Source organism: Streptomyces sp. NPDC007162 (assembly GCF_040634175.1).
In the GTDB taxonomy this organism is placed as follows: domain Bacteria; phylum Actinomycetota; class Actinomycetes; order Streptomycetales; family Streptomycetaceae; genus Streptomyces.
The window spans coordinates 1-12,618 of sequence record NZ_JBEYFC010000250.1 but is presented as its reverse complement, the minus strand read 5'-3'; the positions used below and the strand labels follow the sequence as shown (position 1 = coordinate 12,618).

5 protein-coding genes are annotated in these 12,618 nt (G+C 70.1%); 1 reads left to right on the top strand and 4 read right to left on the bottom strand.

Translation table 11 applies throughout. The features are described 5' to 3' along the window. Positions 1-37: 37 nt before the first annotated feature. The 4 genes from ABZ646_RS26485 to pulA form a co-directional block, all read right to left on the bottom strand. On the bottom strand, positions 38-193 hold the full coding sequence (locus tag ABZ646_RS26485) for a VenA family class IV lanthipeptide (RefSeq protein WP_165939227.1): 156 nt from the start codon (positions 191-193) through the stop codon (positions 38-40). 46 nt (positions 194-239) lie between these two features. Further along, complete coding sequence (gene lanL / locus ABZ646_RS26480; RefSeq protein ID WP_360523716.1) at positions 240-2,927, bottom strand: class IV lanthionine synthetase LanL; 2,688 nt, start codon at positions 2,925-2,927, stop codon at positions 240-242. Positions 2,928-3,164: 237 nt separating this feature from the next. Beyond that, positions 3,165-4,787 (bottom strand): fused response regulator/phosphatase, encoded by a 1,623-nt coding sequence (locus ABZ646_RS26475; RefSeq protein WP_360523713.1) that lies wholly within the window; start codon positions 4,785-4,787, stop codon positions 3,165-3,167. A 73-nt stretch (positions 4,788-4,860) separates the two neighbouring features. After that, complete coding sequence (gene pulA, locus ABZ646_RS26470) at positions 4,861-10,263, bottom strand: pullulanase-type alpha-1,6-glucosidase (protein ID WP_360523710.1); 5,403 nt, start codon at positions 10,261-10,263, stop codon at positions 4,861-4,863. A 200-nt stretch (positions 10,264-10,463) separates the two neighbouring features. On the opposite strand from pulA, the gene ABZ646_RS26465 reads away from it, so the two are divergent. Next, a complete protein-coding gene (locus ABZ646_RS26465; protein WP_360523707.1) occupies positions 10,464-12,536 on the top strand; it encodes a carbohydrate-binding module family 20 domain-containing protein in 2,073 nt (690 codons plus the stop codon). The last annotated feature ends 82 nt before the right edge of the window (positions 12,537-12,618 follow it).

The window sequence follows — 12,618 nt, the reverse complement described above, 5'->3', positions numbered from 1 at the left end:
GTCGCGGCGAGGGCGGCCACCGGCCGGAGAGTGTCGGCTAGGCGCAGCTGATGCCCACACAGACGGTGTTGAGCAGCGTCAGCAGGCCGACGCACGCGCAGGTACCCGAGAACGACGCTCCGTCGAAGTCGACCGGGTCCGTCTCCGGAAGGGCGTGCAGTTCGGCCAGCAGCTCGAGGGCCTGGTTCTCCATGGCTTTCTCCTTCTGTGAGCGGTTGCGGCAGGTGGGTCCCTGTCGCTCATCCCGGCTGCTGGACGAACCAGTGCCGGGAGTCTGTGGGGCGGGAGTCCGGGTGGCGGGTCCTCAGGAGGAACGCCAGGATTCCCGCGGACCCGTCGCTCCAGCTCGTCGAGACGTCCCCGTACTCGTTGGGGAAGACGACGTGGCTGTCGCGGTGGGCCCGTTCGGAGACGATGAGGCGGGCCAGGTACTCGGCCGACGCCCGGTGTTCGGGCTCCCCGGTGGCGTCGGCCAGGTCGAGGAGGAAGTCGCCGTTGCCCGCCAGCCCGTGGCACTGGGCGAGGGCGGCGCGCGAGGCGCGTTCCACGACGGCGTGTGCGGCGCCGCGGGCGAGATCGCCGAATCGTTTGTCCCCGGTCCGCTGCCAGAGCCGGACGAGGAAGGAGCCGATGCCCGCCGAACCGTGGCACCAGTACGGGGCCGTGGGCGGGTCCGTGGCCTGGGCCGGCCACTGGGCCGCCCGGCCGGTCAGCACGGCGTTGGCGACCAGGTGCTCCCCCGCGGCCAGGGCGAGCTCCAGGTGTTCCGGCCGCTCGGAGACCGCCGCGGCGGTGAGCAGGAAGCAGCCGATGCCCGCCGTTCCGTGGGCGAAGCCCAGGTAGCGTTTGCCGGCTTCCTCGGAGACGGCTTCCGCGGGGACGGGCCAGCTCACGCCGGACGGTTCGGACTGCGCGGCGGCGGCCAGCCGGTCGGCCGCGTCGACGACCAGTGCGGCCAGGCGCGGGTCGCCGGTGCGGTGCCAGAGGTGGGCGGCGGCCAGTCCGCTGCCGGCGCAGCCGTGGGTGATGTCGTGGCTGGGGGTCGGCTCCAGCGGGGCCAGGGCCAGGGCCAGCGCGTGGTCCGTGAGCGCGCGGTCGTCGACGGCGCGTCCGGCGTCGTACAGCGCCCAGGCGATGCCGCGGCCGCCGAAGTGCAGGCCCGGACGGATGGAGCGGGTGCCGGTGCGGGCGACGATCCAGTTGCCCGCGGTGGTGATCAGGTCGGGCAGGCGGGGGTCGCCGGTGAGCTCGAAGTACCGGGTCAGGACCGCCAGTACGCCTGCCGCGCCCTGCTGCACGGTGCACGGGTCGGTCTCCCCGGCCAGGGTGGACACCGGCCACAGTCGCCGTTCGTCGGCCGGGGTCATGGTGTCGACGAGGTGGTCCACCATCCCCTCGATCGCGAGCTGCGTCGCGGGGTCCTGTTCGGCGGTCCGCGCCGGTCCGGCCGCGGGGTGCGCCGGCCGTCCCGGTTCCGGCCGGCCGAGGACCGCGCGTGCCCTGGCGGGGTCCCAGCGCTCGGCGGGGTCGTCCCGCATCAGCCCGAGGATCGTCTCGGGGACGCCGTCCGGCAGGTGAAGCGTTTCGTCACAGGCGGTCAGCCACTCGGCGAACCGCTGCTCGGCGGGCCTGGTGTCCGGTTCCTCCGGCAGCAGGTTCGGTACCTTCCCGGCGAGCACGAAGCAGACGGTGGCGCCGAGGCTGTAGTAGTCGGCCGTCGGGGAGACGGGAGCGCCCACCAGGCGCTCCGGGGCGCTGAAGCCGGGCGTCCCCACCTTGGTCGGGAGCGGGGCGTCGTCCTTCAGGACGGCCAGCTCCAGGTCGATGAGGCGCAGTTCCCCGTCGGGGCGGACCATGACGTTGCCGGGTGTGAAGTCCCTGAGCACGCAGCCGTGGGCGTGGGCGGCGGCGACCAGCTCCACCAGCCGCCCGGCCTGGGCGAGCGCGTCCGTCCGGTAGCGTTCGCCGCCGACGTCGCGGAAGCGCTCGGCGACCCAGGTGCGCAGCGGCACACCCGGCACTTCCTCCTGGGCGAGGAACAGGTGCCCGCCCGTCTCGAACATCGCGAGCGGCTCCGGTGCCAGTCCGGTGCCCTTGAGCTTCTCCAGCGTCCTGGCCTCGGCGCGCAGCCAGTCGCGGACGTCGGAGCCGGACGCGTCGCCCTCGACGTGCGGCCGGGCCTCCTTGATCACCGCGGGTGCGCCCGTGGTGACGTCGGTGCCCCGGTAGACACCGCCCTTGTTGGTGTGCCGGATCGCTTCCCGTACCGAGAACCGGCCGCCGAGCAGCACCGGTCGCCTGGCCGCCTTCTGCTGCTGTGGCGGCAGCGGTACGGAGGCGGGGAACGGGCTGACCGCCCACGGCGGTGGGGAGTACTGTCCGGTGCGCTTGTCCTCCACGGGATTGCCGTCGGGGTCCTCGATGAACCACACCAGCAGGCCCTGGTCCGAGAGCCGCCGCCGGCCGACGAAGGCGCCGTAGCGGTAGTGCACCAGGCTGTTCGGGGCGTAGGGCTGGTCGGACAGGATCCGGGGGCCGGCCAGTCCCGTCGTGGCCCTGTGGAGTTCGAGCGCTATTCGGGCGGCGGCGCCGTCGGAGGGCGGGTACACGGTGATGAACTTGCCCGAGTTTCCCCGCGGAGTGGCCCGCGAGTTGAGTGCGCTCACCTGCTCCAGCGACCGGACGAACTTGAATGTCGCCTCCTCGTGCAGCAGCACGGCCAAGGATTTGACGAGGACTTCCGGGGCGGAGGCGGCCGTCGCGGAGACGTGGAGTTTCCAGCCCTGCCGGCGGTGTATACCGGTGTGGTGGGTGAGGCGGCACCACATCTCGTCCGCGTCGGTCGTCCAGCGCGCGCCCGTCCCTGTGGCCTGTAACGCCCGGCCGAGCAGACTTTCGAGGTCGACTTCGGTTGCGTGGCTCGTCATGCGTGTCCCTCCCTACGGTGAGAACCGCTGAGGGGAATATGCCTTCAGTAAGAAGAAATGCACAATACGCGATCGACGGAACTCACTCGATTCAGCGAGCGCACGGTGTTATCACGGCCATGTCCGGCGCAATCCGGCGCAATAGAGGCGCACGCCGAATTGAGCGCGAGTAAATTGAGCACGAGTTACCAGCGTACTATTTCCTCTTGCCCTTAATCGGGTCCGCCGCGAAAGGCTCTAGCCGGTGATGCGCAGCGCCAGCAGGGCGACGTCGTCCTCGCGGTCGCGGCCGAAGCTGGTGAGGAGGGTGTCGCACAGGGCGTCCAGGCCGGGCAGGGCGCCGACCGCGGCGGCCCTGAGCTGCTCCATCGACACCGCGATGTCGACGCCACGGGACTCGATCAGCCCGTCGGTGACCATGAGGAGCCGGTCGGCGGGGGCGAGCACCAGTTCGGTCGGCGGCGGGTGCGGCAGGCCCACTCCGAGCAGCGGGCCGGCCGCCTTGACGTACTCGGCGCTGCCGTCGTCGCCGAGTATCAGCGGCGGGATGTGCCCGGCGTTGGCGACCCGGGTGCGCCCGGTCCCCGGGTCGATCAGGGCCAGGCAGACGGTGGCCGTGACATCGGCGTGGTAGTGCTGGAGCAGTCGGTCGAGCCGTTCGGCGAGTGCGGCCGGGTCGCTCTCCGCGAGGCAGTAGGCGCGCAGCGCGTGCCGGAGTTCGACCATGACGGTGGCCGCTTCCAGGGAGTGCCCCACCACGTCCCCGACCGCGGTGAGCACCTGGTCGCCGACCCGCAGGGCCGCGTAGAAGTCGCCGCCGATCTCCGTCTCCCGGGACGCGGGCTCGTACCGCACCGCTATGTCGACGCCGGGCAGCTCGGGCAGCTGGTGCGGGCGGGGCAGGAAGCTGTGCTGGAGGGTGAGCGCGACATGCCGCTCCACCTGGTACATGAGCAGCGGCTCGGCGACCAGCGCGGTGGCCTGGGCCAGCTGGGCGAGCAGCGCCTCGTTCTCGGGGCTGATCCGGCGCTGCCCGCGGGTGGGCGTGGCCAGGCACACCGGCACCTTGCCGTCCTGGGTGAGCACCAGCGTCAGCCGGGCGTCGTGCTGCACACCGGGCCGGAAGAACCCCGCGGGCCACTGCGGCGCCGGCACGGTGGTGATCCGGACCCCGGACTGGCCCCGGGTGAGCCGCTTCAGCAGGCCGGCCACGTCCCGGTGGGCGCTCTCGTCCGGCAGCGCGAGGGAGGTGCGCTCCCGGTACAGACCGCGGTACAGCTTCTCGTTCTGGTCGAGGAAGAAGACGGCGGCGGGGCAGCCGAGGAGCCGGGCCGCGCCGTCCGCGGCGGCGTCGGCCAGTTCCTGGAGCGAGCGGGCCGACTGGATGGTGACGATCGACTCCGAGAGCTGCCGGAGCCGTCGCACCAGAGCCTGGTCGTCGGCGCGCAGCCGGGCGGCGCGCACCGCGGTCCGGACCACGGCGTCGATGTCCGCGGGTTCGGCGGGCACCGTCAGGTACGCCTCGGTGCCCGTGTCCAGTCCCGGGCAGCGGTCCGCCGGGGCGACGGCGAGGGCGGAGAAGTGCACGACGGGCAGACCGGCCATGTGCGGCCGTTCCTTGAGCCGGCGGCACAGTTCGAAGCCGCTCATGTCCGGCAGGTGCACGTCCACGAGGACCACGTCGGGCAGGGCGCCCTTGCGCAGCCGTACGTCGAGTTCGCCGAGCGCCTCCCGGCCGCTCGCGACCGCGACGACCTCGTGTCCGGCCCGGCGCAGCACGGTGCCGATGGCGTACCGGCTCGCGGACGCGTCGTCCACGACCAGCACGGTCGTGTCTGTCAGCCTGCCGTCGACGTCCATGTTCCCAGCCCCTGGACCGCACCGGTGGGGCAGGCCCCGGTGCCGGGCCTGCCCCACCAACGTAACGCCACTCTCACGTGGTCCGGGAGAACACCGCCACCGTCCGTCCCGGAACGGAGAAGGTACCCGTCTTCCGCTCGTACGAAGCGGACCTGACGACGGAATCCGCGCCGGACGCCTGCACGGGGTGCAGCCGGTAACCGGTACCGGCCAGAGCCGCCACCCGCTGCTCCTGCTGCCCCGGCGTCGCGTTGAACACGACGACCAGGTCACCGAGTCGCATGGTGATCACTCCGGGGGTCTCGTCCTTGCCCGACAGCGGGAAGGAGAGCTTCGACTGCACCTGGTCGGCGGTGTCCAGGGAGAACACGCTCTCGGTCGTACGGATCCTCAGCAGATCGCGGTACGCGGCCGAGGTCCCCCGGATCTGCCCGCAGCCGACCCGCACCGAACTCAACAGGGGTTTGGCGTACGGCCACTTGGACTCGTTGTCGGCGGCCGTCGGCAGTCCGCGCCCGAAGCCGTTGCCGTCGGCGCAGTTCCAGTGGATGGCGTTGAACCAGTCGCCGCTGTCGAAGGAGTTGCGGTCCAGGGACTTGGAGCGCAGCAGGTCCGTGCCCGCCTGGGAGAGCGAGGGGCCCTGGGAGAAGGTGGCCGTGGCCATCGCCAGCACCTGCATCCGGGCCCGGTCGGACGCGGAGGTGTCCTTCGGCAGCTTGTACGTGAGCGCGTCGAACAGCGACTCGTTGTCGTGGGCGTCGACATAGGCGAGGGCGTCGCCCGGCGCGTCCGCGTAACCGGCGGGCGAGCCGTTGTAGTCGACCTCGGCACCGGTGACCTGCTTGCCGTCGTCGTCGGTGAACCGGTACCTCGCGAGGTTGCCGGTCAGACCGACCTTGATCAGGTCCTGGTAGTGCAGCAGCCGCGCCTTCTGCTCGGCCGCGGTGCCGTTGGCCGCCGAGGAGTTGGGGTCGGTGTACAGCCCGGAGGCGAAGCCCTGGACTCCGGGGTCGCCGTCGAAGGGGCTGCCGCCGCGTACGGCGTCGCGGGCGCGGTCGGAGAAGGTGGCGATGCCGGTGCCGGCCATGTTCTTCTGGGTGGCCTGCACGAACCGGGCGTCGTCGGCGACCTCGCCGAAGTTCCAGCCCTCCCCGTAGAGGATGATCTTCTTGCCGTCGACGCCGTCCTTCTTCGGGGTCAGCGCGTCGAGTGCCTTGCGGACTGCCAGGATGTTGGCCTTCGGGTGGTGGCCCATCAGGTCGAACCGGAAGCCGTCGACCTTGTACTCCTTGGCCCAGGTGACGATCGAGTCCACCACCAGCTTGCCCATCATGGCGTTCTCGGGCGCGGTGTTGGAGCAGCAGGTGCTGTCGGCGACGCTGCCGTCGGCGAGCAGCCGCTGGTAGTAGCCGGGCACGATCCGGTCGAGGACGGAGGTGTCCGCCTGACCGGCGGCCGCCGTGTGGTTGTAGACGACGTCCATGACGACCCGCAGCCCGTCCTGGTTGAGGGACTTCACCATCCGGCGGAACTGCACGGTGCGCGCCGTACCGTCCGGGTCGGTGGCGTACGACCCCTCGGGGACGGTGAAGTGGTACGGGTCGTAACCCCAGTTGTAGGCGTCGGTGGCGGCGGTCTTCGCCACGCACGCCTGCTGCTGGTCGGAGTCTGCCGGGTAGGAGGCCAGGTCGCAGCCGGGGGTGGCCTGGTCGGCCTTCTTCTCGGGGACGGTGGCGAAGTCGAAGACCGGGAGCAGGTGGACGTAGGAAGTGCCGGACCTGGCGAGGGCCCTGAGGTGCTTTGCGCCGTCGCTGCCCTGGTCGCTGAAGGCCAGGTAGGTGCCCCGGTGCGCGGCCGGGACCGTGGCGTCCGCCACCGAGAAGTCGCGGACGTGCAGCTCCTGGATCTGCGCGTCCTTCAGGGGCACGGCCTTGGGCTTGGTGTACGTCGACCAGCCGCCCGGCGCGAGGGACCGGTCGTCCAGGTCGGCGACGAGGCTGCGCTCGGAGTTCGCGGTGAGGGCGACCGAGTAGGGGTCGGTGACCTCGTTGGTCACGATCTTCCGGACGCTGGGCGCCCAGACCTTCACGACGTACCGGTAGGGCTTGTTCTTCCAGGACGCGGGGCCGGTGACGGACCAGACGCCGGTGGCGGGGTCGCGGTGCATCGTCTTCAGCGAGCCGTCGAGTTCGAGGGCGACGGACTGCGCGGTCGGCGCCCAGACCGAGAGGGTTGGCTTCCCGTGGTGGAAGACCGGGCCGAGGGCCGCCCTGGTCGCCGACGCGTACACGTCGTCCAGGACACCGGCGATCTGCACACCGGTCGCGGCCAGCACGGCACCTCCCCCAGAGCCGAAAGCCTGGGAGGTGCCCCCAGCGGCCCGCTGGGAGGCGACGAGCTGCCCGCTGAGCGCCTCGCGCACCCGGTCGCGGTCGCGCGGGTCGACCGACCAGGCCGTGTAGTCCTTCAGGTACGGGAACTTCGCCTTCTGGGCGTCGGTGAGCGTGGTCTTCGTCAGCCGCAGCCAGCGCTCGTCGTCGCTGGTGAGCGTCCCGTCCTTGACGGCGATCGAACCGTCCTGGGAGTAGAGGAGCTGGGTCGAGGCGGCACCGTCGACGCCGTCCCAGGCGACCGTGTCCCGGTCGATCCAGACCGCCTTGGACGTGGTCAGGTCGAGCGCGGCCGCGCTGCCGGCGGGCTGCGGGAGCAGGTGCTTCTCCTGGCCGTTCAACAGCCACACCTCGTAGCCGTCGGACGTGAGGTCGAGGGACTGGTCGGCGGACAGGTCCTTCTCGTCGCCGTTGTGGATGATGTAGCTGAGACTGGTGGCACCCTCGGTGAGCGGTACCTCGAAGACCGCGCCATAGGCGTCAGTCTTCACCGGCTTCAGCGGGTTCGACCAGTCGGTGGGGTCCGCCGCGCCCGTCCAGACGTGCAGGCCCCAGCCGTCGTAGTTCCCGTCGGCACGGTGGTAGTGGATGACGGCACGGGTGGTGTCCTGAGCAGGGTAGTCGGCGGTCGGCTTCTCGGTGAGCACGTCCGCCTTCCCCTGTTCGATCCAGACCTCGCCCGTCCTGGTGACGTCGATGGAGCGGTCGGCGGAGACGTCCTTGTTCCCGTCCTTGTCGACGACGAGGAAGCCGACGTTCGAGGCGCCGGGCTTCAGCTTGACGTAGGCGAAGGCGCCGTAGGCGTCCCGGCCGGTGAAGGGGTGTCCCGCGGGCCAGGTGGTGGCCTCGCCGTCGGCCAGGTCGCCCCAGGCGTACAGGCCCCAGTCGGCGTAGTCGCCGTCGGTGCGCCGGTAGTGGACGACCGCGTAGTCGCGGGCGGAGGCGGTGGGGGTCTCGGCGGCGGGCGGGGTGCCGGAGGTGCTCTCGGCGAGCGCGCCGCTCGTGTGCCCGGCCGAGTCGACGACGACCGCCTTGTAGCGCAGCGGGGTGCCGGCCGGGACGTCCGGGGCGATGGTCTGGGTGACCTTGTAGGGGGCGTGGTCGGCCGAACCGAGGACCGTCCACTTCCCGCTGCCCACCTGGGCGGCGAAGACGACCCGGTCGAGCTGTCCACCGGTGACGTCCGCGGTGAGGTCGACGGTGCCGGTGGCGCCGGCGGCCGGGGCGGTGAGGGTCAGGGCGGGGGCGGTGGCGGGCTCGGCGAGGAGGCCGGCCGCCTTGTAGACGACGGCGGACTCGCCGGGGACGGTGACGGTGACGCCGTGGTCCTGGCCGGACGTGAGGGTGCCGTCGGTGCCGTAGAGCGCGCGGTAGCGCATGCCGGCGGAGCCGGTGGTGAAGGTCGCGGTCCTGGCCGTGCCGGCGTTGTTGAAGGCGACGACGTACTCCTGGCCGGTCTTCGCGTCCGTCCGGGTGAACGCGTAGACGCCGGAGCCGGCGGCCGCGTAGCGCTCGGTCTGGACGCCGTCGGCGAGGGCCGGGTTGGCCTTGCGGAGCTTTCCGAGAGCGCTGATCTGCCGGTAGAGCGGTGCGCTGGTGTCGTAGGAGTCACTGGCGGCGGTGCGGTCGGTGCCGATCTCGTCGTCGTCCAGGTAGTCGGCGACCTTGGAGGCGAACATCGTCTGCCGGGCGTCCTTGTCCCCGCCCGAGCCGGTGAAGCCCTGTTCGTCGCCGTAGTAGACGACCGGGTTGCCCCGGCTGAGGAACATCACCTCGTTGGCGAGCCTGTCCTTCGCGAGCAGTTCGGCGTCCGAGGCCTTCGGGTTGTCCTGCTTGAGGAAGTACCCGATGCGGCCCATGTCGTGGTTGCCGAGGAAGGTGACCTGCTCGTAGGCGTTGGCCTTGTCGGTCGTGTACTTGTAGTCGTCGCCGAAGACACCCGCCAGCTTCTGGGCGCTGCCGCCCTGGGAGGCGTAGGAGCGGGCCGCGTCCTGGAAGGGGAAGTCGAGGGTCGCGTCCAGGCGCCCCCGGGTGACGTACGGAGACGTGACGGATGTGTCGGCGGAGTACGTCTCGCCGAACATGAAGAAGTTCCTGCGTCCTTGCCGCGCCGCGTACGCGTCGAGTGCGGTGGCCCACTGGGTCCAGAACTCCATGTCGACGTTCTTGACGGTGTCGATCCGGAAGCCGTCGACAGCGAAGTCCTTCACCCACCGTTCGTAGATCTTCTCCATGCCGTGTACGACCTCGGGCCGTTCGGTCCACAGGTCGTCCAGGCCGGAGAAGTCGCCGTAGGTAGCGGACTCGCCGGCGAACGTGGAGTCGCCCCGGTTGTGGTACATCGTGGGGTCGTTGAGCCACGACGGCACCTTCTCCCGGCTGGTGACGACCGGGGTGCGCGGGAAGGAGGCGGTGGAGACGGCCGGGAACCCCTTCTTCCCGTCGGCGTAGTCGGCGTCGTCGAAGGGCCGCCCGTCGTCGGTGAGGTAGGGGAAGGCGCCCTTGGAGAGGTAGTCGTAGGACTTCTCCTGGTAGTCGACGACGTCGGCGGTGTGGTTGGTGATGACGTCGAAGAAGACCTTCATCCCCTTGGCGTGCGCCTTGGAGATCAGGGTCGCCAGGTCCTTGTTGGTCCCGAAGTGCGGGTCGACCCGGGTGAAGTCGGTGATCCAGTAACCGTGGTAGCCGGCGGAGGCGTTGCTGCCGGTGCCCTGCACGGGCTTGTTCTTGAAGATCGGCGCCATCCAGATGGCGGTGGTGCCGAGCCCCTTGATGTAGTCCAGGCGCTTGGTCAGGCCCTTGAGGTCGCCGCCCTGGTAGAAGCCCTTGTCGGTGGGGTCGTAGCCGGTGGAGAGCCGGGAGCCGGTCAGTCCGCCTTCGTCGTTGCTCCTGTCCCCGTTGGCGAAACGGTCCGGCATGACGAAGTAGAACTGCTCGCGGGTGTCGTCGTGCCGGGCGGGCTCGGCGGCGAGCTTCGCGTCGGAGGGCGGCGCGGGCGGGGCGGCGGCGTGTGCGGCCGACGGCTGCACGAGCGCGACGGCGAGGGCGGCGACGGCGACGGCCGCGACCCGTCTGACATGTATCACCGGCATGAACTCCTAGCGATAGCGGCTCATTTGGATCCGTGCTGGGTCCGACCCCGCGCGACCGTATCGCTAACGAAAGGTTTACAGCAAGAGGCTTGAAACTCACAGCAAGAACTTTCACGAGGCGTATTGACGCGATGTCTCAACTGGCCCACGCTCCAGAGTTGTTGAAGCCTGTCCCTCTTGTTTCGGAGCCGCACATGACCGGACACCGCCCCCCGGGTGTCTTCAGACGCACGGCCGTCGCGATCGCCGCGGGCGCCCTGGCACTCGCGGGTGTCGTCGCCCTGCCGGCCACCACCGCGCAGGCGGACACCACCGCCAAGGGCGACGTGATCGCCAACCTCTGGGAATGGAACTGGAACTCGATCGCGTCCGAGTGCACCAACGTGCTCGGCCCGGCCGGGTACGGAGCGGTGCAGGTCGCGCCGCCCTCCGAGTCCCTCAAGCAGTCCAGCTACTACTGGTGGGACGTCTACCAGCCCTACTCGTACACCCTGAACAGCCGCTTCGGCACGGCGACGCAGTTCGCCTCGATGATCAGCGCCTGCCACGCGGCGGGCGTGAAGGTCTACACCGACGCGGTGATCAACCACACGGCCGCCCAGACCGGCACCGGCTACGACGGCACCGCGATCACCGACAAGTACGACACCCCGGACTGGAACCCGGGCGACTACCACACCTCGGCCGACTGCCCGACCTCCGACCTGACCATCCAGGACTACTCGAACCTCACCCAGGTCCAGAACTGCGAACTGCTGGGCCTGCCCGACCTCAAGACCGGCGCGGACAACGTCCGTTCGGGCCTCGCGGCCTTCCTCAACAAGCAGATCGCGCTGGGCGTCGACGGCTTCCGCGTCGACTCGGCCAAGCACATCCCGGCCACCGACATGGCGGCCATCGTGGCCAAGCTGAACACCACGACGTCGGGCGCGGCACCGTACGTCTTCGACGAGGTGTACCCGGGCTCGACCCCGCTGCCCAGCGACTACTACGGCTCCGGTGACGTCCTGGACTTCACGTACGCGAGCAAGATGAAGTCGGCCTTCCAGGGCAACGTGAGCGACCTGTCCTCGCTGTCCTCCTCCGGCATCCTGCCGGCCGCCAACTCGGTGTCCTTCGTGACCAACCACGACACCGAGCGCAACGGCCTGCACATGTCGTACAAGGACGGCGACAGCTACAAGCTCGCCAACCTCTTCGAACTCGCCTACAAGTGGTCGACGCCGACCGTCTACTCCAGCTGGCAGTGGACCCAGAGCGACCAGGCGCCGCCGAACTCGTCCGGCTTCGTCACCGACACGAACTGCTCCAGCGGCTGGAACTGCCTCGACCGCGACACCGCCGTCGTCGGCATGGTCGCCTGGCACAACGCGGCCGGCAGCGCGGCGGTCTCCAACTGGCAGACCATGTCGTCGAACGTCATCGGCTTCGGCCGCAGCGGCGCGGGCTTCTTCGCCCTCAACAACGGCTCGTCCGCGGCGACCTACACCTTCACCACCGGCATGGCCGACGGCACGTACGCGAACGTCGTCGACGGCGGCGCCACCAAGGTCACCGTGTCCGGCGGCAGCGCCACCCTCACCATCCCGGCGAAGAGCGCGATCGCCTTCTACAACTCCTCCTACACCTGCACGGTCGGCTGTGACGGCGGCGGCAGCGGCGGCTCCACCTCCACGGTGACCGCGACCTTCGACGAGTACGCGTCCACCACGAGCGGCACCGACGTCTACGTGGTCGGCTCCATCGACGCGCTCGGCGGCTGGGACACCTCCAAGGCGGTCAGGCTCTCGTCCACCGGATACCCGATCTGGTCGGGCGCGGTGAGCGTGCCGATCAACACGTCCTTCACGTACAAGTTCATCAAGAAGGACTCGTCCGGGAACGTGACCTGGGAGTCCAACGCCAACAGATCCGCCACGACCACCACGTCGGCGCTCTCCCTCGACAACTCCTGGAACGTGGCGAACACCGACGCCACCGACGTCACCTTCAACGAGTACGCCACCACCACCTACGGCACCAACGTCTACGTGGTCGGCTCCCTCGCCTCCCTCGGCTCCTGGAACACCAGCGACGCGATCCCGCTGTCCTCGCAGTCGTACCCGACGTGGAGCAAGCTGGTGATCGTCCCGAAGAGCACGGCCTTCACGTACAAGTACCTCAAGAAGGACTCGTCCGGGAACGTGACCTGGGAATCGGGCACCAACCGCTCCTACACGACCGGCACGTCCTCGGGCTACACGACGAGTGACACCTGGAAGCAGTGACCCGGCGATCGGGCGGACGGCCGCCACCGGGAGTTTCTCCCGGTGGCGGTCCCTCATGCGCCCGCTCCCCCATCCACCTGGA

Coding starts and splice junctions, on each gene's coding strand:
- ABZ646_RS26465 (WP_360523707.1), top strand. CDS start 10,464: ATGACCGGACACCGCCCCCCGGGTGTCTTCAGACGCACGGCCGTCGCG.
- ABZ646_RS26485 (WP_165939227.1), bottom strand. CDS start 193: ATGGAGAACCAGGCCCTCGAGCTGCTGGCCGAACTGCACGCCCTTCCG.
- ABZ646_RS26475 (WP_360523713.1), bottom strand. CDS start 4,787: ATGGACGTCGACGGCAGGCTGACAGACACGACCGTGCTGGTCGTGGAC.
- lanL (WP_360523716.1), bottom strand. CDS start 2,927: ATGACGAGCCACGCAACCGAAGTCGACCTCGAAAGTCTGCTCGGCCGG.